Source organism: Microbacterium sp. (assembly GCF_047607225.1).
Lineage (GTDB): Bacteria > Actinomycetota > Actinomycetes > Actinomycetales > Microbacteriaceae > Microbacterium.
In genome coordinates, this window is sequence record NZ_JASGDO010000025.1 from 1 (window position 1) to 23,565 (window position 23,565).

General features: G+C 71.1%; 18 protein-coding genes. 9 read left to right on the forward strand and 9 right to left on the reverse strand.

Going from position 1 to position 23,565, the window contains the following annotated elements; genetic code table 11:
- The 5 genes from QM591_RS04190 to QM591_RS04210 form a co-directional block, all read left to right on the forward strand.
- The coding region (locus QM591_RS04190; protein WP_415129923.1) for an ABC transporter ATP-binding protein at positions 1-2,537 on the forward strand (2,537 nt) is incomplete at its 5' end.
- 26 nt (positions 2,538-2,563) lie between these two features.
- On the forward strand, positions 2,564-2,953 hold the full coding sequence (locus tag QM591_RS04195) for a VOC family protein (RefSeq protein ID WP_415129925.1): 390 nt from the start codon (positions 2,564-2,566) through the stop codon (positions 2,951-2,953).
- Between the two features lie 27 nt (positions 2,954-2,980).
- The gene (locus tag QM591_RS04200; protein WP_415129927.1) at positions 2,981-3,379 is read left to right on the forward strand and encodes a glucose-6-phosphate dehydrogenase; all 399 of its coding nucleotides are present in this window, start codon (positions 2,981-2,983) and stop codon (positions 3,377-3,379) included.
- Positions 3,380-3,448: 69 nt separating this feature from the next.
- Positions 3,449-4,729, forward strand: a complete 1,281-nt coding sequence (locus QM591_RS04205; protein WP_415129929.1) for a DUF222 domain-containing protein — start codon at positions 3,449-3,451, stop codon at positions 4,727-4,729.
- Positions 4,730-4,749: 20 nt separating this feature from the next.
- Positions 4,750-5,193 carry a GNAT family N-acetyltransferase gene (locus QM591_RS04210; RefSeq protein ID WP_415129931.1) on the forward strand — a complete coding sequence of 148 codons (444 nt, stop codon included), beginning with the start codon at positions 4,750-4,752 and terminating at the stop codon, positions 5,191-5,193.
- A gap of 54 nt (positions 5,194-5,247) precedes the next feature.
- On the opposite strand, the gene metH is transcribed toward QM591_RS04210, so the two are convergent.
- The 3 genes from metH to QM591_RS04225 are packed head-to-tail and all read right to left on the reverse strand — an operon-like array spanning position 5,248 to position 10,223.
- The gene (gene metH / locus QM591_RS04215) at positions 5,248-8,871 is read right to left on the reverse strand and encodes a methionine synthase (protein ID WP_415129933.1); all 3,624 of its coding nucleotides are present in this window, start codon (positions 8,869-8,871) and stop codon (positions 5,248-5,250) included.
- A gap of 22 nt (positions 8,872-8,893) precedes the next feature.
- Positions 8,894-9,865, reverse strand: a complete 972-nt coding sequence (locus tag QM591_RS04220) for a permease prefix domain 1-containing protein (protein WP_415129935.1) — start codon at positions 9,863-9,865, stop codon at positions 8,894-8,896.
- 1 nt (position 9,866) lies between these two features.
- On the reverse strand, positions 9,867-10,223 hold the full coding sequence (locus tag QM591_RS04225; RefSeq protein WP_415130022.1) for a PadR family transcriptional regulator: 357 nt from the start codon (positions 10,221-10,223) through the stop codon (positions 9,867-9,869).
- Positions 10,224-10,311: 88 nt separating this feature from the next.
- Here QM591_RS04225 and QM591_RS04230 point away from each other — a divergent pair, with 88 nt between their 5' ends.
- On the forward strand, positions 10,312-11,325 hold the full coding sequence (locus QM591_RS04230) for an o-succinylbenzoate synthase (RefSeq protein WP_415129937.1): 1,014 nt from the start codon (positions 10,312-10,314) through the stop codon (positions 11,323-11,325).
- A 28-nt stretch (positions 11,326-11,353) separates the two neighbouring features.
- Here QM591_RS04230 and QM591_RS04235 read toward each other — a convergent pair whose 3' ends face one another.
- Positions 11,354-11,980, reverse strand: a complete 627-nt coding sequence (locus QM591_RS04235) for a TetR/AcrR family transcriptional regulator (RefSeq protein ID WP_415129939.1) — start codon at positions 11,978-11,980, stop codon at positions 11,354-11,356.
- Between the two features lie 173 nt (positions 11,981-12,153).
- Between QM591_RS04235 and QM591_RS04240 the strand changes: the two genes are divergently transcribed.
- The 3 genes from QM591_RS04240 (at position 12,154) to QM591_RS04250 (ending at position 18,688) form a co-directional block, all read left to right on the forward strand.
- Complete coding sequence (locus QM591_RS04240; protein ID WP_415129941.1) at positions 12,154-15,000, forward strand: MMPL family transporter; 2,847 nt, start codon at positions 12,154-12,156, stop codon at positions 14,998-15,000.
- Positions 14,997-17,459 carry a YhgE/Pip family protein gene (locus QM591_RS04245; RefSeq protein WP_415129943.1) on the forward strand — a complete coding sequence of 821 codons (2,463 nt, stop codon included), beginning with the start codon at positions 14,997-14,999 and terminating at the stop codon, positions 17,457-17,459. Before QM591_RS04240 ends, QM591_RS04245 begins: the two co-directional genes overlap by 4 nt.
- A gap of 185 nt (positions 17,460-17,644) precedes the next feature.
- Positions 17,645-18,688: an endonuclease domain-containing protein gene (locus QM591_RS04250; protein WP_415129945.1), complete on the forward strand. Its 1,044-nt coding sequence runs from the start codon at positions 17,645-17,647 to the stop codon at positions 18,686-18,688.
- Positions 18,689-18,760: 72 nt separating this feature from the next.
- Here the strand turns inward: QM591_RS04250 and ccsB are convergent, their stop codons facing one another.
- From ccsB to QM591_RS04275, 5 genes are read right to left on the reverse strand one after another with little or no spacing between them, the layout of a single operon-like run.
- On the reverse strand, positions 18,761-19,819 hold the full coding sequence (ccsB, locus tag QM591_RS04255; protein ID WP_415129947.1) for a c-type cytochrome biogenesis protein CcsB: 1,059 nt from the start codon (positions 19,817-19,819) through the stop codon (positions 18,761-18,763).
- A 5-nt stretch (positions 19,820-19,824) separates the two neighbouring features.
- On the reverse strand, positions 19,825-21,567 hold the full coding sequence (locus tag QM591_RS04260) for a cytochrome c biogenesis protein ResB (protein WP_415129949.1): 1,743 nt from the start codon (positions 21,565-21,567) through the stop codon (positions 19,825-19,827).
- The gene (locus tag QM591_RS04265; RefSeq protein WP_415129951.1) at positions 21,548-22,309 is read right to left on the reverse strand and encodes a cytochrome c biogenesis CcdA family protein; all 762 of its coding nucleotides are present in this window, start codon (positions 22,307-22,309) and stop codon (positions 21,548-21,550) included. The genes QM591_RS04260 and QM591_RS04265 overlap by 20 nt, the downstream gene beginning before the upstream one ends.
- Positions 22,306-22,932 (reverse strand): TlpA family protein disulfide reductase, encoded by a 627-nt coding sequence (locus QM591_RS04270; protein WP_415129953.1) that lies wholly within the window; start codon positions 22,930-22,932, stop codon positions 22,306-22,308. Before QM591_RS04270 ends, QM591_RS04265 begins: the two co-directional genes overlap by 4 nt.
- Positions 22,929-23,558, reverse strand: coding sequence for a histidine phosphatase family protein (locus tag QM591_RS04275; RefSeq protein WP_415129955.1), 630 nt, complete (start codon positions 23,556-23,558; stop codon positions 22,929-22,931). Before QM591_RS04275 ends, QM591_RS04270 begins: the two co-directional genes overlap by 4 nt.
- Positions 23,559-23,565 lie beyond the last annotated feature (7 nt).

Below are 23,565 nucleotides of genomic sequence, written 5' to 3' on the forward strand. Positions count from 1 at the left end.
CCCTGCCGGCGCTCGCCGCGGCCGCGCGCGCCGTGGCGACCGCGCAGCGCCTCCGCGGTGACCGGGCAGGCATCCGGATCCTCGCTCCCGTCCTCGAGCACACGCTGGAACGTGCGACCGCCCTGGGTGCCGCCCTCGAGCTCCGCGGCTACGCCGGTCGTTCCCTCGAGGGCGATTGCGCCCGGCCGGTCGAGCTGGCCTCGATGCGTGCCGGGTTCGGCGGTCCGACCATCGTGCGAGTGGATGCGCTCTCGGCTTCTCCCGGAGAGCTCATCGTCATCAGCGGCGCGACAGGCTCAGGCAAGTCGACGGTGCTGCGCACTCTCAGCGGCCTCCACACCCACGTCGACGGCGGGGTGGCCGAGGGGAGGATCGCCGTCGCGGGCCACGACCGGCTCCTCACCGCCCCTCGCCACACGGCGCGCGTCGTGGGGGTGGTGCTGCAGCAGCCGCGCACGGCCTTCGCGGCCGATCGGGTGGACGACGAGGTCGGGCTGGCGCTCGAGCTGCGCGGCGTCGCTCCCGTGCTCCGCCGTGCCCGCGTCGACGACGTCCTCCAGCGCGTGGGGATCTCGGATCTGCGGAACCGGCGGACCTCGGAGCTGTCGGCGGGAGAGGCGACGCTCGTCGCGATCGCCGCAGCAATCGTGGAGGAGCCGGTGCTGCTGGTCGTCGACGAGCCCCTCGCCGACCTCGACCGGAATGCTCGCGAGCGGATCGTGTCGCTCCTCGGCGCGCTCGCGCACGAGGCCGGCGTGTGCGTCGTCGTGGCCGAGCACCGCACCGACGACTTCCGCGCCGTCGCCGACCGCAGCCTCCACGTGGCCGACGACGGCGCGATCGTCGACGGTTCCCTCGTGCACGTTCCCGACGGAGAACAGGAGGTCCGCGCGCGGCCCGTCGGGCCCCCTCCGTCACCCGAGACCGGGACGGTGCTGGACGTACGCGGGGTGTCGGTGCGTCACGGCCAGCGGCTTGCGGTCGACGACGTCTCCCTGCAGCTCGCCGCCGGCGAGATCATCGCCGTTTCCGGACCCAACGGTGCGGGGAAGTCGAGTCTTCTGCAGGCGCTGAGACGCGAGCCGGGAACGGCGCTCGTCCCGGACGCCTCGGACGATCTGTTCGTGCGCGAGACGGTGCGGGCGGAACTTCGCCGGGAGGATGCCCGCGCGAAGACCCCGGGGGCCGGTCCTGCCCGGTTCGCCGCTCTCCTGGGCCTCGCCCCCTCCGATCCACGCTTCGTCGCCCGGCTCGGCCGCCACCCGCGCGATCTCTCGGTGGGAGAGCGACGGTGCCTCGCGATCGTCCTGCAGACGGCACGGTCGCCGCGCGTGCTGCTGGTCGATGAGCCGACCCGCGGGCTCGACCCGTCGGCCCGACGCCTGGTGATGCACGCCCTGGCGGCGCAGGCGGATGCCGGCACGGCCGTCCTCTTCGCGTCCCACGATGCCGGGTTCTGTGCGGCACTCGCCGACCGCCTGCTCGCGATGCGCCACGGCAGGCTGGAGCGGGTCGAGGACACCACGCCACCGACCACCGCCGCCGCAATGGCGTCGCCGGGAGACCCCGCGCCGAGCGTCACGCCGCCCTCACGCGGTGCGAGAGCTTCCGCGGTGGAGGATTCCTCCGCCGCGCAGGTCCCGTCCGCGCAAGAGGGTTCCGCAGTCCCGGATGACCGGCGCGCGCGGGCACGAACGGCCCTCGGGCCGACGTCCGAGCACCGCGCCCGCCCGGTGCTGCTGATCGCCGCGAACCTGCTCGCGGCGGCGAGCTTCCTCTGGCCGCTCGTCGTCGCGGCGCTGCCGCCCGACGCCTCCTCCGCCGCTCCCGTGATCGCGCTCGCCGCCGCACCGTTGGCCGTCGTCCTGGTGCTGGCCGCCCTCGATGGAAGCGTGCGTTCGGCGCACACGCTCTCACTCCTGGCGGTGCTGGCCGCCGTCGGTGCGGCGGTCAGGGTCGCGAGCACCGGTGTGGGCGGGGTGGAGGCCCTGTTCGTGCTGCTGATCCTGGCGGGTCGTGTCTGCGGCGCGAGATTCGGGCTCCTCCTCGGGGCCGCTGCGATCGGCCTCTCCGCGGTGTTGTGGGGAGGCGTCGGTCCCTGGCTTCCCTTCCAGATGTTCGCATGCGGGTGGGTCGGGGCGGGCGCCGCGCTGCTGCCGCGGCGCCCGCGCGGTGCCGCCGAGATCGCCATGCTCGCGGTGTACGGGGTCATCTCCTCCTACCTGTTCGGCCTCGCCATGAACCTGTGGTTCTGGCCCTTCGCCGTCGGCGGCGACACGAGCATCTCGTACGTGCCCGGCGGCGGTCTGGGCGAGAACCTCGGGAACTTCCTCGTGTACTCCCTCGTCACCTCCACCGCCTCGTGGGACACCCTCCGCGCCGTCACGACCGTGATCGGGATCCTCGTCGTCGGCCGGGCGGTGTTGTCGTCGCTCCGCCGCACCACCGCCGCTGCGTCGCCGGCCCACCTCCTCACGCAGGCCACCGGGCTCGCCGGCCCGTCGGAAGGGGTGTCGCGGGCGGCAGCGTCGCGCTAGCGTGACCCCGGAACGGGAGGACGCTGATGCTCATCGTCGGATCGATCGTCTTGCGCGTCGACGACCTCGAGGCGGAGATCTCTTTCTGGACGGCCGCCCTGGACTACGAGGTGCGGGAGCCCCGCGACGACGACTTCGCCGTGCTCCGCGCGCGTGACCGTCGCGGACCGAACCTGTCGCTCGACGCCGTCGCCGCTCCTCGCAGCCTTCCTCCTCGCATCCACCTGGATCTCTACGCCGAGGACCAGACCGCCGAGGTCGCGCGCCTCACGAGCCTGGGTGCGCGCGAAGTGCCGTGGGACAAGCGTCCCGCCGACGCCGACTACGTGATCATGGAGGACCCCGAGGGACACCGGTTCTGCGTGATCGACGCTGCCGACTGGGACGGATGGAACGAGCGCCTCGGGGCGCGGTGACCCCGGGGCCGTGCGAAGCTGGAAGACGTGAAGATCAGGACCTCGTCCGACTGGCGCGACGCGCTTCCCTTCGACGCCCCCTTGCGCGCCTCGGAGGCCGTGCCGGGAGAGCCCACGCGGTGTGCCGGCTGCGGCCCGTCGTCGGAGAGCCGTGAGCGCGAGGACCTGTGGGTCGTCAAGCACCACCACCCCAACAATCCGGCCGGGTTCGTGCGCTTCTACTGCGCGGCCCATCGCCCCGTCGTCGCCACGCGCCCCGACCCGGCGCCCTCGAAGGCCCCGCGGGAGCGACGCGCCCCGCGGGCGGCGTCGAACCGGCTTCCCGCCCCGACGATCGCCGAGCGACCGGCCGTGATGTGCCCCGACTGCTTCGTGGAGGTGCCCGCCACCGGAGTCTGCGGGATGTGCGGGCAACCGGTCGGCTGACGCTCGCGAGTTATCCACGGATCGAAGATTTCTTCGAAACTCGCGCGGTCGGAGCGCGAGAATAGAGGTATGGCGCACGACGGATCCGGTATCACCGCGGTGGAGGCTGCCACGGCAGACCGCTTCGTCGAGCGGGCGCTCCTCGCACACCGGGCCGTCGCTGCGGCGCAGGCCGCGCACGTAGCCGTGCTCGCCGAAGCGCATGCGTGGGCACGCTCGATCGCGGCCAGCCGGCCGAACGCCACATCGCGGACAGGCGACCTGGAACTGCGTGATCTGGCCGCGCAGGTGGGTGCCGCGCTCCGGGTCTCCGACCGCACGATCCAACGGCGCATGGACGAGGCCGCGACGGTGTCGGAGCTCTTCCCGACCACTCTTCGAGCGTGGTCATCGGGCGAGATCGACCGCGGCCACGTGTCCGCGATCGTCGAGGCCGGGCTGCCTCTCACCCAGCCCGAGGCCCGCGAGTGGTTCGAGCGCCGCGCGCTGGAGCGCGCGAACGGGCTCACCCCGGCCCAGCTCCGGCCAGTCGCGCGCACGCTGGCCGAGCATGCGCAGCCCCGTTCGCTCGACGAACGGCACGCGCGCGCACGGCAACAGCGACGCGTCGTGGTGACCGACCTCGACGACGGGATGGCGCGACTGATCGCCGACCTCCCGGCCGTGCTCGCCTACGGCATTCGCGACAGGCTGACCGACCTCGCGCACCACGCGAGAGAAGCAGCAGCGCCTGAGACAGAGACCGCCGACATCAACGATGCCCGATCGCTCGACGAGGTCCGCGCCGACGTGTTCGCCGATCTGTTGCTCGGCGGGGCGCCGACCGCTCACGGGCAGATGGGCCCGAAGATCTCCGCGCGGGTCCAGGTGACCGTCCCCGTCCTCACCGTTCTCGGTCGGTCGAGCGAGCCGTGCCTCCTCGCCGGCTACGGGCCGATCCCACTCTCCGACGCGCTCGAACTGGCCGCTGCGGCACCGGCGTGGGATCGCGTCCTGACGAGCCCCGTCGACGGCGGCGTCCTGGCTGTCGACCGTTACCGACCGTCCTCGTCGTTGCGGAGGCTCCTGCGCGCGCGTGATGAGCACTGCCGTTTCGTCGGCTGCCGCCTCCCCGTCGTCCGATGCGACGCCGACCACACGATCGACCATGCGCTCGGAGGCCAGACCCGCGCCGACAACCTCGCCACCCTGTGCCGACGGCACCACGTGCTGAAGCATCGTACGCAGTGGCGGGTCGAGCAGGTGGGAAGAGGGCTGCTCAGGTGGCAGAGCCCGGGCGGCAGGTCGTACGTCGATCGGCCCACGCCGATGGTCCGGTTCGTCTCCGACGCCGACCCGCCACCGTTCTGATCACGCTCTACAGTCGATTCATGACCTCGCCCGAGACCGCCGTCAACGGGCCCGTCACGTTCTCCACCGATGTCGAGCGGATCGATCGGGACCGCGTGCACCGCTGGCTGAGCGAAGAGGCGTACTGGGCGCAAGGACGCACTCGCGCCCACCAAGACGCGGCGATCGATGCGTCCCGCAACTACGGCGTCTACGACGACGCAACAGGCACGCAGCTCGCGTACGCCCGCGTCGTCACGGACGGCGTCGGATTCGCGTGGCTCTGCGATGTGTTCGTCGACCCGTCCGCGCGAGGACGCGGGATCGGAAAGACACTCCTCGCGGGTGTGCTGGCCGAACTCGACGCACTCGGCCTGAAACGCATGCTCCTGGCCACCGCTGACGCGCAGGAGCTCTACCGCCAGTTCGGGTTCACCGAGCTGTCCGGCCCCACGGTCTGGATGGCCCGCTCCGCGCCGGCCTGAGCCCCCTCGCTGTCCCGCGTGTCCGGCGCGAGCGCTCCACCGATCACACCGCCGTCACACCGAGAAGTACTTCGCCTCGGGGTGGTGGAAGACGAACGCGTCGGTGGACTGCTCGGGGTGCAGCTGCAGCTCCTCGCTCAACTCCACGCCCATACGCTCTGGCCGGAGCAGTTCCACGACCTTGCGACGGTCTTCCATGTCGGGGCACGCCGGATAACCGAGGGAGAAGCGGGCGCCGCGATAGTCGAGTGCGAACAGGCCCGCGACATCGGCCGGATCCTCATCCGCCAGGCCCAGTTCGGCGCGAACGCGGGCGTGCCAGAACTCGGCGAGCGCCTCCGTCAGCTGCATCACGAGGCCGTTGAGCTCGTAGTAGTCCCGGTAGCGGTCCTCCGCGAAGAGCTTCGCCGTGACCTCGTCGATGCGGGCGCCGGCGGTCACGAGCTGGACGGGAAGGACGTCGACCTCCCCCGTATCCCGCGCCCGCACGAAGTCGGCCAGGCACAAGTGCCGATCACGTCTCTGGCGAGGGAAGGAGAAGCGCAACCGATCGGTTCCCAGCGCCCCGCCCGAGCCGCCGTCCGGCGAGAGAAGACCCGGCCGCCCCAGCAGGCCCGCCGGATCGTCACCGTGGTGGAGGACGACGACATCGTCCCCCTCCGACACCACCGGGAAGTATCCGTAAGCGACCGAGGCGTCGAGCATTCCCTCCGCCAGGATGCGGTCGAGCCAGTACCGCAGCCGCGGCCGCCCCTCCGTCGCCACGAGCGTCTCGTACGAGAGGCCGTCCTCACCACGGCCGGGCTTGAGACCCCATTGACCCATGAAGGTCGCCCGTTCGTCGAGGAAGGCCGCATAGTCGGCCAGCGCGATCCCGCGGACGATGCGGGTGCCCCAGAAGGGCGGCGCGGGCACGGGATTGTCCCTCGCCACGTCGGAGCGTGCCGGCATGGCATCGGGCTCGGTGAGCGTGAGGAGCGACCCGGCCCGGTGGATGCGTTTCTTCAGCGGCGGAAGACCGACGGCGTCGGGGTCTTCCCCCCGCGCGATCCGCACGAGTGGCTCCATGAGGGCGAGTCCCTCGAACGCGTCCTTGGCGTATCGCACCTCCCCGTCGAAGAGCCCCGCCAGATCGTCCTCCACGTAGGCACGGGTCAGGGCCGCGCCCCCCAGGAGAACCGGCCACCGCTTCGCAAGACCGCGAGCCTGGAGCTCCTCGAGGTTCTCCTTCATGACGACCGTCGACTTCACGAGCAGTCCCGACATCCCGATGACGTCGGCGTCGTGCTCTTCGGCCGCCGCGATGATGTCGGCGATCGGCTGCTTGATCCCCAGGTTCACGACGTCGTAGCCGTTGTTCGTGAGGATGATGTCCACGAGGTTCTTGCCGATGTCGTGGACATCGCCGCGAACCGTGGCCAACACGATCCTGCCCTTCCCCGAGGCATCCGACTTCTCCATGTGCGGTTCGAGGAGGGCGACGGCGGTCTTCATGACCTCCGCCGACTGCAGCACGAACGGCAGCTGCATCTGCCCCGAGCCGAATCGCTCCCCCACCACCTTCATGCCTTCGAGGAGATGCTCGTTGATGATCTGCAGCGGCGCGATCCCGTCCGCGCGGGCGAGGTCGAGGTCGGCCTCGAGTCCTTTCAGCTCGCCGTCGATGATGCGCCGTTCCAGCCGCGCCCCGACGGGAAGGGCCGCCAACTCCGCCGCGCGCTGGTCACGCAGCGCCGCCGTGTCGACGCCCGCGAACAGATCGAGCATGACCGCGAGCGGATCGTAGGTGAGGTTGCCCTCGGCGTCGTACGCACGGCGGTCCCACACCAGGTCGAGCGCGACGGCCCGCTGTTCGTCGGGGATCGAGGCGAGAGGAACGATCTTGGCCGCATCGATGATGCCGGAGTCCAGGCCCGCCTGCGTGGCCTCGTGCAGGAACACCGAGTTGAGCACCGACCGGGCGGCCGGATTCAGCCCGAACGAGACATTGGACACCCCGAGCGTCGTGTGGATGCCCGGGTAGGCCGCCACGAGCGCGCGAATGGCCTCGATGGTCTCGATCGCGTCCCGTCGGGTCTCCTCCTGCCCGGTGGCGATCGGGAACGTCAGGCAATCGACGATGATGTCCTCGACCTTCATCCCCCATTCCCCCACGAGCGCGTCGACGAGCCGCGAGGCGATGCGCACCTTGTCGGCCGCGGTGCGGGCCTGACCCTGCTCGTCGATCGTGAGGGCGATCACGGCGGCACCGTGTTCCTTCACGAGCGGCATGATGCGGCCGAAACGCGACGAGGCGCCGTCACCGTCTTCGTAGTTGACGGAGTTGACCACCGGGCGCCCGCCGATGAGCTCGAGGCCCGCCTGGATCACCGCCGGTTCGGTGGAGTCGATCACGAGCGGCAGGGTCGACGCCGACGCGAAGCGGGAGACGACCTCGCGGATGTCGGCCACGCCGTCGCGGCCGACATAGTCCACACAGACGTCCAGCAGATGCGCCCCGACGCGGATCTGGTTGCGCGCGATCTCGACGCAGTCGTCCCAGCGCCCATCGAGCATCGCCTCCCGGAACGCCTTCGACCCGTTGGCATTGGTCCGCTCCCCGATCGCGAGGTACGACGCGTCCTGCGTGAACGGCACGTGCTGATACAGCGAGGCGACACCCGGTTCCGGAGCGGCGGAACGCGCGGGACTCGGGACGGTCGCGAGGCGCTCGACGACCGCCGCGAGATGCTCCGGCGTCGTGCCGCAGCAGCCGCCGACCAGCCCGATGCCGAACTCCCGGACGAACTGCTCGTGAGCGGTGGCGAGCTCGGCCGGGGTCAGCGGATAGTGCGCGCCGTCGGCGGTGAGCACGGGCAGGCCCGCGTTGGGCATACAGGCGATCGGCACCGTCGAGTGCTTCGACAGGTGCCGCAGGTGCTCGCTCATCTCGGCGGGACCGGTCGCGCAGTTCAGCCCGATCGCGTCGACTCCGAGCGGCGCGAGAGCCGTCAGCGCCGCCCCGATCTCGGAGCCCATGAGCATCGTGCCCGTGGTCTCCACGGTGACCTCGACGAAGATCGGCAGGCGCACGCCTCGGGAGACGATCGCCGCCTTGCAGCCGTTGACGGCTGCCTTCGTCTGCAGCAGGTCTTGCGAGGTCTCGATGAGGAACGCGTCAGCCCCACCGTCGATGAGTCCCTCGGCCTGCTGCGCGAAGGTGTCTTTCAGGTGCGCGTAGCTCGTGTGGCCGAGAGAGGGCAGCTTCGTCCCCGGCCCCATCGACCCCAGCACCCAGCGGCGACGCCCGTCCGCGGCCTCGGCCGCTTCGGTCCGTTCACGGGCGATGCGGGCGCCGGCTTCGGCGAGCTCATGGATGCGGTCGTCGATCCCGTAGTCGGAGAGGTTCGACCAGTTGGCGCCGAAGGTGTTGGTCTCGATCGCGTCGATGCCGACCGCGAGATAGTCGTCGTGGATCCGGGCGATCAGGTCGGGGCGGGAGACATTGAGGATCTCGTTGCACCCCTCCAGCTGCCGATAGTCCTCGAGGGTCGGTTCATACCGCTGCAGCATCGTGCCCATCGCCCCGTCGGCGATGACCACTCGGGCGGCGAGGGCGTCCAGCAGATCCTGCGACCGCGCCGGGCGGGCCACCGCGTCGATATCGAGGGCGAACCGGGCGGGAGTGGTCGATGTCACCGGGCGATTCTCCCACGGGAGATCAGCCGCTGCGGCGGGCTTTACGGAAGGCGTCGACGGCGTCCCACGCGGCGGTGCCGACGATCAGGAGGCCGGCCAGGATCGAGACGACGCCGAAGACCGTCTCCCCGCCACGCGGGATCACGGCGAGCCAGAACTCCGGGTTCAGCAGTGCCTCCCGCGAGAGGAGGACGACGGCTCCGCCGGCGACGACGGCGTCGAGCGCCGCGTTGATGACCGCGAGCGGCATCGTCCATCGGCGCTGCAGGTACCGGATGATCTGCACGGCCACCTCGATCGCCATGATCACCAGGAGAGCGCCCACGATCCACGGCCACAGCGCCGGTGAGAGGAACGACATCCAGCGGCCGTCGAGGAAGACGGCACCCACGAGCTGGTCCCACACCACGACGGCCGCGACGGCCACGAGGCACACGATGGCAGCGACGACGTCGCGGAAGGCGGCTCCGTCCTGCTGCACGTCGGGCAGGTGATCCACGTTCCAGGCTGCGAACGTCGTGGCTTTCCCCCGCGCGCGATCCGAACGCTCCACCACGACGAACACGAGCGTGGTCCAGAAGGCGACGTGCACCGCGATCGACAGTGCTCCGCCGATCGCACTGCCGGCCACCCCGCCCGCGGGGGTTCCCGCGAGAGCCTGCCCCAGGGCGATCCCGAAGGTTCCGAGCGGCACGACGATCCACAAGAGCAGCTTCAGCAGCCGCCACCACTCCAGGTAGTAGCGCGGGCCGACCAGGTGCAAGGGGCGATCGCCGTAGGCGGCGGCCAGCGCGTCGGGATCGCCGAGGTCGGTGAGGACCGCGCGCTCCGCGGCCGCCGAGCTCTCCCCCGCGGCCAGGCGCGCGTCGCACTGATCGGCGATGGCCGCCCGCAGTTCTGCCGCCACATCGGCGCGCTGCTGTTCCGGCAGCGTGCGGACGACGGCGTGGATGTACCGGTCGGTGAGGGTCTGTGACGGCGTGGGGGCGGACATGTCAGTTCTCCTGTGGCAGGTCGGAGATCGCGGCGGCGATCGCTCGGAAGTCGTCGGTGAGGGCCTCGGCCAACCGGTGGCCGTCGGCCGAGGTGCGGTAGAACTTGCGGGGCCGGGCCTCGTCGGTGTTCCACTCGCTCACGAGGTGACCCTGCTTCTCCAGGCGGCGCAGCAGCGGATACAGGGTGTTGGCGTCGGTGTCGAACCCCCGCGCCTGCAGGTCTTCGAGCAGCCCGTAGCCGTAGCCCGGGCGCGCCAGGAGCCGCAGGCACGCCAGTACCACCGTGCCGCGACGGAGTTCCTGCAGATGGATGGCGGTCGCCTCCCGGCCATCCGGTTCGCCGCCGTGTTCCGACACGGGTCGTGGGTGCTTCACACGTCACACTGTACTGTGTAACACACACTATAGTCAATCGCACCCTCTCGGGGCCGAGCCCCACGGCAGGATGGGAGACGTGACCCCGCGCACCCTCCCCCCTCTGTCCGATGTCCTCCCCTCCGCGCATGTCGTCGCCCTGCCCCTCGTCACGCGATTCCGGGGGGTCACGGTGCGGGAGGCGCTGGTGTTCGAGGGGCCGGAGGGGTGGACGGAGTTCTCGCCGTTCGTCGAGTACGACGACGCCGAGGCGGCGACGTGGCTGGCCGCCGCCCTCGACTTCGGCTGGAACGCCACCCCCGCCGCTCAGCGCACGAGCATCGCGGTCAACGCAACGGTGCCGGCCGTGACCGAGGACGACGTGCCGGCCGTGCTCGCCCGATTCCCCGGCTGTCGCACCGCCAAGGTCAAGGTCGCCGAGCGCGGGCAGACACTGGCGGACGACGTCGCCCGCGTCCGCGCCGTGCGAGCGGCGTGGGGTCCGGAGGGCCGTATCCGCATCGACGCCAACGGTGCTTGGAACCTCGACGAAGCCGAACAGGCGCTGCATGCCCTGGCGCCTTTCGACCTCGAGTACGCCGAGCAGCCGTGCGCGAGCGTCCCCGAGCTCGCCGAGCTTCGCCGACGCGTGGCGTACATGGATGTCCCGATCGCGGCCGACGAGAGCGTACGCAAGGCGACGGATCCCCTCGCCGTCGCACGCGCAGGGGCCGCCGACCTCCTCGTCGTCAAAGCGGCGCCGCTCGGCGGCGTGCGCCGAGCCCTCGAGATCGTGCGCGCAGCGGGGCTCCCCGCCGTCGTCTCCAGCGCACTCGACACCAGTATCGGGCTGTCGATGGGCCTGGCACTGGCAGCCTCGCTCGACACGCTCGACTATGACTGCGGACTCGGGACGGCGGCCCTCCTCGCCGCCGATGTCACGCGGGAGCCGCTCCTGCCTCGGGCAGGCTCGCTCCCGGTCGGCCGCGTCGAGGTCGATCCCGACCTGCTGCGCGCACACGCCGCGTCACCCGAGCGCACCGCCTGGTGGCGGAGTCGACTGGAACGCTGCTACTCGATACTGACCGAGGATCCTGCGGGCTGAGACCGCGCGGCATCCGGGCAACTCGCGCTCAGGGCGCCTCCACCAGCGCGCCGACCAGGCGCTCCAGGCGCGTGTTGAGGAGTTCGTTGATCTCCCCCTGCGCATGCCCTTCCAGCGTCGCACGCGTGCAGGTGTCGTCGGAGACGTCCAGCAGCAGCTGTGCGACCTCGGGCACAGGCAGCCGCAGGCGGAGCCCGAACTGCCCGACGACGTGCCCGATGATTTCCTCCACCCGCCGCCGCATGACGTTCTGCCAATCGAGGTAGGCGGAGGCGAGCCGCCGGTCGCGGAGTGCCTGCGTGCGGATCTCGCTGATCAGCTGGGGCTCCATGCGCTCGCCGAGAGAGACGCCGACGACCTGACGGACGAGGCTCGACGGATCGGTGACGCTGCCGCTCTCCAGCTCCCGCACCCGCGCGGCGACCTCCTCGAGCTTGGCCTCGGCGAGCTGGGTGATGAGAGCGAGGAACAGCTCGTCCTTCGATTCGAAGTTGGAGTAGAAGGCACCCCGGGTGAACCCGGCACGCTCGCAGATCATCTCCACCGAGGCGGCGTCCATGCCCACCTCGGCGAAGACCTCGTGCGCCGCGTCGAGCAGCCGTGCGCGTGTCTGCTCGCGGCGACGCGAGGCGGGTCGTTCACCGACGTCGGTCATCGTTGCCTCCACACCTTCCGCTCCTCCACTTTCCCACCGGACATTCAGCCTTGCCTTCATCCCGCTGACTACGATACATCTTTGTATCGGATACACCGCTGTATCGTCCTTGATCGGATCGATGGACCGGGCATCCGGCGAATCGATGACACCCCATCTGAACCGGAGCGCTCGTGTCCACTCTGCTGTACTCCCTCGGCCGCTGGTCGTACCACCACCCCTGGCGCGTGCTCGTCACCTGGCTGCTCCTGCTCGGGGTCGTCGGCGGCACGGTGGGCCTGGGGATGGCGACGGGGTTCGTGAAAGGCACCGACAACTCCTTCACGATCCCGGGCACCGAGGCGCAGGAGGGCATCCTGCTCCTCGACCGCACTTTCCCCCAGGCCAGCGGCACGAGCGCCCAGCTCGTCATCGTCGCCCCCGACGGCGACCGCGTGGACCGTCGCCCCGTCTCCACGGTGATCGCCGACACGATCAACCGGCTCGAAGACGTCGACGGCGTACTCGCCGTCACCGACCCCTTCGACGAGATGGTGAACGGCCTCGTCTCCGATGATGCGCAGGCTGCGATCATCCGCCTCCAGTTCGACGGCCAGGCCACCGACGTCCCCGCGACCACCAAGACCGATCTCCACGAGATCGCCGCGGAGACGCGAGCGGCGATGCCCGCCGGGTCCCACGTCGCGATCGGCGGCGACCTGTTCTCCACGTCGGTGCCGGCGCTCTCGCTCATCGAGGCGGTGGGCGTGCTCATTGCGCTGTTCGTGCTCATCGTCACGTTCCGATCGATCGCGGTGGCGTGGTTCCCGCTCGCGAGCGCTCTGATCGGCGTGGGACTCGCGATCACCCTGATCTTCCTGTCCACGGCGTTCGCGTCGATCTCGTCGACCACTCCCATGCTCGCGATCATGCTGGGGCTCGCCGTCGGAATCGACTACGCCCTGTTCATCGTGGCGCGCCACCAGGACCAAGTGCGCGAGGGCGTCGAGCCCGCCGAATCGGCGGCCCGGGCCACCGGCACCGCCGGCAGCGCCGTCCTCTTCGCCGGCGTCACGGTGCTGATCGCCCTCATCGGTCTCAGCTTCGCCGGCATCCCCTTCCTCACCACGATGGGCATCGCCGCCGCGCTGGCCGTCGCGATCGCCGTCGTCGTCGCGGTCACCCTCACCCCGGCCCTCCTCGGCTTCGCGGGAGGACGCGTGCGGGGCTGGCCGCGCCGAGCCCGACGCGTCCGCTCCTCCCGTGCGAACCGCCCGCGTCGCGGGTTCGCGGAACGCTGGGTGACCGCGGTCACGCGTCGCCCCATCATCACGACGCTGTCCGTCATCGTCGGTCTGGGTGTCGTGGCGATTCCGGCCGCCAGCCTCCACCTCGCCCTCCCCAACGCCGGTGTCCAGCCGACCTCGAGCGAGGCGCGACAGTCGTACGACCTCGTCGCGGAGCACTTCGGCCCCGGCGCCAACGGCCCGCTCATCATGACCGGCACGATCGTCACCTCCACCGACCCGCTGGGACTCATGGACGACCTGAAGCGCGAGGTGGAGCGGATCCCCGGCGTCAAGGAGGTGGCCCTCTCCACGCCCAACGAGACCGCCGACACCGGCCTCATCCAGATCGTGCCCGAGACGGCCCCCGACGACCCGGCGACCGCCGATCTCGTCCGCGAGCTCCGCGCGCAGCACGATCGCCTCCTCGACGAGTACGGCGTCGATCTCAAGGTGACGGGCTTCACCGCCGTCGGGATCGACATCTCCGACCGCCTCGCCGCCGCCCTCCTCCCCTTCGGGATCTTCGTCGTCGGACTCTCGCTCGTGCTCCTGACCATCGTCTTCCGCTCCATCTGGGTGCCGATCAAGGCGGCCGCGGGCTACCTGCTCTCGGTCGCGGCCTCGTTCGGTGTCGTCGCCGCGGTGTTCGAGTGGGGCTGGCTCGCCGACGTCCTCCACGTGGCGCGGACGGGCCCCGTCATCAGCTTCATGCCGATCATCCTCATGGGGGTGCTCTTCGGCCTCGCCATGGACTACGAGGTGTTCCTCGTCTCCCGCATGCGCGAGGACTTCGTGCACACCCGCCGAGCGCGCGACGGGCGCGCCGAGCGTGCCACCGCGATCGCCGCGGTCCGCAGCGGCTTCACCGCCTCGGCGCGGGTGGTCACCGCCGCCGCCGTCATCATGTTCGCGGTCTTCGCCGCCTTCGTGCCCGAGGGCGACTCCTCGATCAAGCCGATCGCACTGGGGCTCGCCGTCGGCATCGCCGTCGACGCTTTCCTCGTCCGGATGACCCTCGTCCCGGCCGTGATGACCCTCCTCGGCGAGAAGGCATGGTGGATGCCCCGATGGCTCGATCGCCGGCTCCCCCACTTCGACATCGAGGGCGAAGCCGTCGAACGCGAGCTCGCGCTGACGAACTGGCCGGAGGATGCCGAGTCGGTGTCCGTCATCGGCGCGGATCTCGCCGCCGAGGATGAGTCCGGCGACACGCTCTTCGCCGACGCGGCCTTCCGTCTCTCGCACGGCGAGACGCTCCTGGTCACCTCCCCCGACGCCCGCGCCGGACGCGCGTTCGTGCTCGCGGTGGCCGGCCGGCTCGCGCCGAGCGCCGGGCGACTGCGGGTGGGCGGGCATCTGCTTCCCGGTCGGTCGGCCTGGGTCCGCGCCCACGTCGGACTCGCCCTCCTGGCCGATCCCGAGGCCTCCGGCGATCCGCTGCGGGAGCTCCGCCGTGCCGTCGCGGGCGGCACGCGCATCGTCGCGATCGACGGCCTCGACACCCTGAGCGGACCGGAACGCGATCAGGCTGCGGCGATCCTCCGCGACGCCGAGGCACGACTGTCGCGGCGAAACGGAACCGAGTCGACCCTGACGGTCATCGCCTCGGCGCGCCGCGATGGCCCCGCCCTCGACATCCTCGCCGAGGCGCACCGGCCCGGCGTCACGGCGCTCGCCCTCTCCCGTCCCCCGCTGGATCCTCCTTCCTCCGACCATGCGACCGGCATCGACACCCAGGTGATCTCCTCATGACTCTTCCTCTCGAACGTGCCCGCACCCGCAAGCCGGTCACCTGGCTCACAATCGTCGGCGTGATCCTGCTCCCCGTCCTCATCGGCGGCATCCTCGTCGCGGCGCTCTACAACCCCGTGGAGCGCCTCGACACGATGCGGGCGGCCATCGTGAACAACGACGAGCCCGTCACGATCGACGATCAGCTCGTCCCGCTCGGGCGTCAGCTGACCGCCGGCCTCGTGGAGGGGTCGGACGATCTGCCGAGCAACCTCGACTGGACGATCTCCAACACCGACGACGCCCGTGACGGCCTCGCCGACGGCACCTACGACGCCGTCATCACGATCCCGGAGAACTTCTCCGCGGCCGCCACCTCGACCGCGCCCGGCAAGACACCGGAGAAGGCGACGATCTCGGTGGCGACCTCGCCCGACAGCCTCATCGTCGACGACGCGATCACGGCGCAGGTGACGCAGGCCGCCGCATCGCTGGTGGGGACGGAGCTGTCCAAGACCTACCTCGAGAACGTCTTCCTCGGTTTCACGACCCTCGGCGACAAGCTGGGTGATGCGGCCGACGGCGCCTCGCAGCTCGCCGACGGCGCGGGCGACGCCGCGACGGGGGCGACGTCGCTCGCCGACGGCATCGCGAAACTCGCCGACGGCACCGGCGGTATCGCCACGGGGGCGCAGGGCATCGCGTCGGGCACCTCGGAGCTCGCAGGAGGTGCGGGGCAGCTCGCCGACGGCGCCGGAAGGCTCTCGACGGGAGCGTCACAGCTCGCCGACGGAGCCGGTGGCGTGGCCGACGGCGCGTCGGGCGTCGCCACGGGCGCGGCGAGCCTCGCCGACGGTGCGGGTGACCTCGCCGACGGTGCGGGGTCACTCGCGAGCGGCATCGACGATCTCGACTCCGGTCTCGGGACCTGGGCCAAGGGCGCCCGCGCGGCGTCGGACGGCCTGACCGCGTGGGCGGCGGGAGCGGACGAGTCCGCTAAGGGCGCGAGCAAGCTGTCCTCCGGTCTGGACGAGCTCCAGGACGGCGCATCCGACCTTGCCGCGGGGCTCCAGGGAGCACAGACCGCGGCGGAGGGCGCGGCCAGCGGAGCGGGAACGCTGCAGGGTCAGACTTCCGACCTCGCCGCGACGCTGAACCAGCTCGCCGCCGACTGCACGGCCGACGGGGGCAGCGCGGACTTCTGCGGCCGCCTCGGCACTGCGGCGGACGACGCCGATACGGCCGCAGAGACGGCCGGGAGCGTGAAGACGGCCGCCACCGGAGCGGCGGGGGGTCTCGAGGCCCTCGTGCCGGGAAGCAAGAAGTTGCGCGACGGCGTGGCCGAGAGCGCCGACGGTGCCAGCGATCTCGCCAAGGGCCTCGATCGACTGTCCACGGCGGCCGGGTCCGCTTCTACCGGTGTCACCCAGCTCGCCGACGGGGCCGACGCTCTGGCCGGTGGCGCGAATCAACTCGCGGGAGGCGTCAATCAGCTCTCCGGGGGCGTGAGCGCACTGGCCGGCGGTGCGGACGACCTCTCCGCGGGCGCCGGGCGCTTGTCCGGCGGGGCCGCGCAGCTCTCGGGAGGCGCTTCCGACCTCGCTTCCGGCGTCCAGCAGGTGGCGGGTGGCGTAGGCGGGCTCGCGCAGGGCGCCGACCGCCTGGCGTCCGGCGCGCAACAGCTCGCCACGGGGGCCGGCACTCTCGCCTCCGGCGCGAGCGACGCCGCGACCGGCGCCGACGATCTGGCCAGCGGCGTCGACAAGATCGCCGGCGGCACGAGCGATCTCGCCGACGGACTCGACACGGCGGCCAGCTCAGTGCCGTCGTACACGAAGACCGAGGCGAAGGACCTCGCCACGGTGGTCGCCGACCCGGTCACGGCCGATGGCGTGGGAACGTCGCTGTTCGGCGCCTCCGCCATCCCGCTCCTCGCGATGCTCGCCCTCTGGTTCGGGGGCCTCGGCTCGTTCATCGCGCTGCAGGCGATCCCCCGCCACGCCCTGAGCTCCCGCCGTTCGTCGGGAACACTGGCGCTGCGCAGCTTCGCCCCCGCGGCAGGAATCGGCGCGCTCCAGGGCATCCTCGTCGCCGGCGTGGTCCAGCTCGCCGCGTCGTACGACTGGGCGGACTGGGCGGCCTTCGCCGGGCTGGCCGTCGTCGCAGGTGTCGCGTTCGCGGCGGTCAACCAAGCTCTCGTCGCCGTCTTCGGCGGTGCCGGTCGGTGGATCGCGGGTCTCGTGGGCGTGCTCGCGGTGGCGACCGGCGTCGTGTCCACGGTTCCGGGAGCGCTGGCCGACGTGGCCTCGATCATGCCGACCGCCCCCGCGTATCACGCGCTCCTCGGGGCCCTGACCTCCGCGGGCGGAGTGACGGCGGGGCTCGTGGGCATGCTCACGTGGGCGCTCCTCGCGTTCGCCGCGACGATCCTCGCCGTCGCCCGCCACCGCACCACGACGGTCCGCGCCCTCCCCGCCTGACCCCAGGGTTCCGACTCCCCCATCCCCGAGTGTCCACGACACGCCGAGCGAGCCCCCTCCGGGCCGGCGCGTCGTGGACATTCGCGTGAGTCGTTGCGTCCTCCACAGGCGGCATTCGCGGCGAGAAGTCCGCGAGGCCCCGCGGCGGGACCACGGCGGAGAGACGGAGGCGCTGAAGTGGCGGGATGGCGGGTTTCCGGGACGAGGAGTGGGGCGAGCCTCGGCTCGAGGGCGGGCTCGGGGAGGACAGGGGCGGGTTCCAGGACAAGCTCCCGGACGAGGACAGGCGCGGGTTCCGGGACGAGTCCCCGCACGGGTTCCCGGACGAGTCCCCGCACGGGTTCCCGGACGAGTCCCCGCACGAGGTCCCGGGGGTGTTCACCGTGCGCGCCGCCCGGGAGGCGGGGCTCGCTCCGGCGCGCCTGCGCTCGCGCGCGCTCATGGCACCCTTCCGCGGCGTGCGCGCTCCGCGGAATGCTCCGGCGACCACGGTTCTCGATCGTTGCCGGCTGCTTGCACCCCGGTTGACCGGCGCCCAGTTCTTCTGCCAGGTGACCGCGGCGACGATCTGGGGCATGCCTCTGCCGGGATGGACGGCTGCCGCGCCGCTGCACGTCGGCGCCCACCCTCCCGCGCGGGAGCCGCGACTGCCGGGCGTCGTCGGGCATCGCCTGTCCCGGCTCTCCGATGACCTCACGCTGCGTCACGGCCTTCCCGTCACCGCACCGGCCACGACGTGGGCGATGCTCGGGTCCACGCTCGCCATCGATCCGCTCATCATCGCCGCAGACCATCTCCTCACGGCTCGGCTCGTCGACCTGGACGACCTCCGGGATGCCGTGACACCCGGCGCGCGCGGTGCAGTTCGACTGCGAGAGGCGCTCGACTCAACGCGGGAGGGATCCGAGTCACCCCGCGAGACCCAGACGCGTCTTCTCCTGATCAGAGCGGGCCTTCCCCAGCCCGCGCTCAACTGGTCGCTTCACGACGATCAGGGCCGGTTCGTCGCACGACTCGACCTCGCCTACCCCGCCTACCGCGTCTGCGTCGAGTACGACGGACGCCACCACGCCTCGATCGATCAGTTCACCCGCGACGCCGACCGATGGGCGGCGATCGAAGAGGAGGGCTGGATCCTCATTCGCGTGCTGTCGCACCACTTCACCGACCCGGCGCGGCTCGTCGTTCGACGCGTGCAGCGCGCGCTGACCTCCCGCGGCTGGCGCTGAGTGTCCACGACGCGCCGGCGCGAGCCCGGCGCGACCGGCGCGTCGTGGACACTCGCGCGTCGGCTCAGCGACTCAGCTCAGGCCGCTGTAGGCGTGGAGGCCCTTGAAGAACATGTTGACCACCACGAAGTTGAAGATGACGGCCGAGAAGCCGACGATCGACAGCCACGCCGAGCGCGCGCCGCGCCATCCTCGCGTGGCCCGCGCGTGGATGTACCCGGCGTAGAGCACCCAGATGACGAACGTCCAGACTTCCTTGGTGTCGAAGCCCCAATAGCGACCCCAGGCATCGTTGGCCCAGATGGACCCGGCGATCAGCGTGAAGGTCCAGAAGATGAAGCCGATGATCGCGAAGCGATAGGCGAGTGACTCCAGTGCCTCCGCGCTCGGGAGGGTCCGCAGGAAGGCAGGGCCCGAGCGGCGGGGCGCACCCTCCTCGGGCGTCCCGACGGCGGCCAGCGCGGCCCACTCACGGCGATGCTGCAGGAGCTGGAGCACGGAGAGGGCGAACGCGAGCGCGAAGAACGCGGTCGACAACGACGCGACGAACACGTGGATGACGAGCCACACGCTCTTGAGCGGATCGGCCAACGGCGTGACGTCGACATGGAACGCCAGCGCCGCCCCGCCGAGGAAGACCGCCACGAGCCCCGTGATGAACGACCCGAGGAAGCGGAGGTCGTAGCGGAAGAGCACGACCAGGAAGACCGCGACGATGAGCATGGTGCCCGTCAGCGCGAACTCGTAGTTGTTGGCCCACGGTACGCGCCCTGCCGCGATCCCCCGCAGCACGTCGCCACCGACGTGGAAGAGGAAGCCGAGCACGGTCAGAGACGTGCCGATCCGCGCCCACAGGTAGCGCTTGCGCTGACCGAGAGGAGCCTCGAGATCCGCGAGGGCAGCCTCCTCCTGGGCTCGCACGTCCGCGTGCCGCGCCGTCTCCGCCGTCACCGCGACACCACCCGCCGCGACCAGCTCGCGATCGAGCGCGGCATCCTTCGCCTTGACGGCGAGGTCGCTGCGGCGCGCGAGGTCTATCGCATAGGCGATGAAGGCGAGGGCGTAGATCGCGACGGCGGTCCACACCAGAAGGAACGAGACGTCTTCGAGCGAGAGGCCGGGTGCGGGCATGGGGGTCAGTCTACTTTCGCGTCGTCGGAAGGGGCAGGGAGGGAAGCACCGTGCGACCGGGCGAGGTCGGCGACGGCGGTCGCGATCGCGGGGTCTTCGCCGCGCGCGAGGCCGGCGTACTCCAGGCGCACGTCAGCGCCTTCCGGGGTCGCTTTGACCCACATCCGTCGCCGTGGCACGAACAGGGCCGCGAGCAGTCCCGCCAGGGCGAGGATCGCGAAGGCGAGGACGAACGGAGCTCCGACGTCGCGGTGGACGGACAGCGAGACGTAGCGCTTGACGACCCCCGGGGCGCCGTCGTTCTGCGCGTTCTCGAACGTGACGGTGCCGAGGCCGTCGGGAAGCTCGGCGGTCTGCCCCGGCTCCAGCTCCAGCGAGTCGACGTCGATCTGCCGACCGGTGAGCTGAGTCATCTCGCTCGTGTCGAGCGCGTAGACGTTGCGTGGCGTCCCGTCGTCGATGCCGAGGTCGCCGACGTAGACGTCGAGGGTCAGCAACGGCTTGACGAGGTCGGGGTACATGGAGGTGAGGGCGCCGGAGTGGGTCGGCGTGACGGTCGGGTAGAAGAAGCCCACGAGGCCCATCTGCTTCGGCAGGCCGTCGGGGACCTTCACGACACCCAGCGACGTCATCGTCGAGCTCTGCGGGAGGAAGGCGACGTCCTCGCGGAACACGACGTCGCCGTCGGCGTTTCGGACCGTGATGGTGGGGGCGTAGCCGTTGCCCATGAGGTAGATGCGGTCGCCCTCGATGTCGAGGGGATGGTTGACCCGCACCACGCCGTCACGGTCGGGTCGTCCGGGTTCTGCCACCGTCAGGTGGGCCGCGAAGTCCCCGGCCTGTCCCTGTCCCGCTTGGCCGGCGGGCACGTAGGACACGTCGAACCGGTCGAGCGTCAGCGCGTAGGGCGGGAGCCCGTCGACGTCCACGAAGCGCCCCGGATTGAAGGAGGTGTAGCCGATCCCGACGGAGTTGACGAAGCTGTCGCCCTCGACGATGACGGTCTGCCCGGTATAGGTGAGCCCGCCGCCGATTCCCACCGAGATGAGAACGCCGACGAGTGCGCCGTGGAAGACGAGGTTGCCGGTCTCGCGGAGGTAGCCGCGTTCGGCCGAGACCGAGAAGGACGCGGGGACTCTGCCCTTCGCCTCGGAGTCGTAGCGCTCGACGCGGTAGCCGGCCTTGCGCAGGTGCGCCTCGGCGGAAGCGACGGCCTCCCGAGCGGCGTCGGCGGCGGTTCCGTCGGACGCGGGCATCACCGTCTCGATGTGGTCGTCCAGGCGCGACAACCGCACGGGTGTCCGCGGGGGCCGAGCACGCATGGCGCGCCAGTGGTGCGTCGTGCGCGGGATGACGCAGCCGATGAGCGAGAGGAACAGCAGGAGGTAGATCGCCGAGAACCACACCGACGTGTAGACGTCGAACAGTTGCAGACCGTCGAGGATCGGGAAGAGGTCGGGGTTGTCGGTACGCCACTGCGTGACGCCGTTGGGGTCGGCCGAGCGCTGCGGCACGATCGATCCGGGGATCGCGGCGATCGCCAGGAGCAGGAGCAGCACGAGCGCGGTGCGCATGCTGGTGAGCTGCCGCCAGCCCCACCGCAGCCATCCGACGAGTCCGAGGCGCGGCTGCGCGATGCCGGTTCGCGCGTCACGGTCGTCGGCGTCGGCACCGGCGTCGTCCGTCCCGGTACCGGCGTAGTCCGACGGCCGAAGGGGTTCCGTCCGATCAGAGGGGGAGCTCGACACTGCTCATCACCCCCGTGAGCGACGACATGACGGCGGTCCAGACCCCGGTGACCATCAGCAGACCGAGCACGATGAGCAGGACGCCCCCTCCGATGTTGATGAGACGGATGTGGCGGCGGAAGAACGACACCGAGCGGGTCGCCCACCCGAACCCCAGAGCGATGAGGAGGAAGGGAATGCCGAGCCCGAGCGAATAGGCGATCGCGAGGACCACGGCACGGCCCGGGTCTGCCTGGGTGAGCGAGATCGAGAGGATCGCGGTGTAGGTGGGGCCGATGCACGGCGCCCACCCGATTCCCATCGCGATGCCCAGGAGCGGAGCCCCGAGGAGCCCGAGGCCACCGCGCACCTGCGGCTTCACGGTGCGCTGGGCGATGCCGAACACCCCCACGAACACCAGTCCGAGCAGGATCACGACCACTCCGAGCACGCGAGTGATGACGTCTCCGTACTCGAGGAAGAAGCGCCCCAGGGTGCCCGCGAGGACCCCCATCGCGACGAAGACGACCGTGAACCCCGCGATGAACAGCAGCACGCCGCCCACGAGGCGTCCGCGCCGCGCCGCGGAGGCGGTCGCCCCGCGCGATGCGGCCGATCCCCCGACTGCGCCCCCGAGGAAGCCGAGATATCCGGGGACGAGGGGAAGCACGCAGGGTGAGAGGAAGGAGACGAGTCCCGCGAGGAGCGCGATCGGCAGAGCCAGCCACAACGCGCCGTCGAAGACGATCGCGCCGGGGCTCACGGCGACTCCGCCAGCACGTCGCCGATGATCGTCGGCAGCGACGTGTCGTCGCGAACGGCCCCGATGAACCGGGCGGCGACGCGTCCCTGGCGGTCGAGCACCAACGTCGTCGGCACGGCGCTCAGCGACGTCCATGCCGTGAACGCCAGCTTCAGATCCGTGTCGTCACGGGCCAGGAGCGACGGATACGTGACGCCGTACGTCTTCTCGAACGACGTCGCCTGCTCCGGCCCGTCGTAGATGTTGATCCCGAGGAAGCGCGCGCCCTCGTCCCGGGTCGCGGCGTACGTCTTCTCGAGGAGAGGCGCCTCGATCCGGCAGGGCCCGCACCCGGCGTACCAGAAGTTGAGCACCACGACGTCGCCGGCGAGATCCTTGCTCGACACGGTGGATCCGTCGACGGCAGTGCCGGAGAACTCCACCGGGTCTCCCCGCTCGGCGAGGGGGATCTCCTGGAGCCGGCCGTCCCCGGAGACGAAGCCCGTGTTGCCACCCTGCTGATAACCCTCCGCGATCCGCGTGGCATCGTTCGAGCACGCGGCCAACGTGACGGCGGTGGCCACGGCGAGGGCGGCCGCCAGGGTGCGGCGCGTCGCGACACGTCGACGTTCGATGCTGCTCATACCGCTCCCACGTCGATCGCGCCGGCGACGGCCGCCGGCTCGGCATAGTCGACTTCGCGCCACCGCTCGCCGTCGCGCTCGAAACTCGTCACCGACGACAGTGCGCATCGGCGCTGACGGGGGTCATGACGCAGCGGGAGACCGGCGACGGCGAGGTGGGTGATCCAGATCGGCAGTTGATGGGAGACCAGGACGACATCGCCACCCTCGACGCGGTCCCACGCGTCGCGCATCGCGGCGTCCATGCGCGCGACCACGTCGACATAGGGCTCACCCCAGCTGGGCAGGGACGGCGCTCGCAGATGCCGCCAGTTGAGGGGATTGAGCAGGGCCCGGCGCATCCGGCGGCCCTCGAAGACGTTGGTCGGCTCGATGAGACGCTCATCGAGCACCGGTTCGAGCCGGAAGCGCTCCGCGAGCGGTTCGGCCGACTCCCGCGTGCGCTGCAGCGGCGACGCGGAGAGCCCGGTGACCGCACGCTCGAGCCCCACCAGATGGTCGGCGGCAGCGGCGGCCATGCGACGCCCGTCGTCGCTCAGCCCGAAGTGCGGGAGCCGTCCGTACAGCACGCGCTGAGGATTGTGGACCTCGCCATGGCGCACGAGATGGAGGCGTTCGGCGGGCACACCTTCA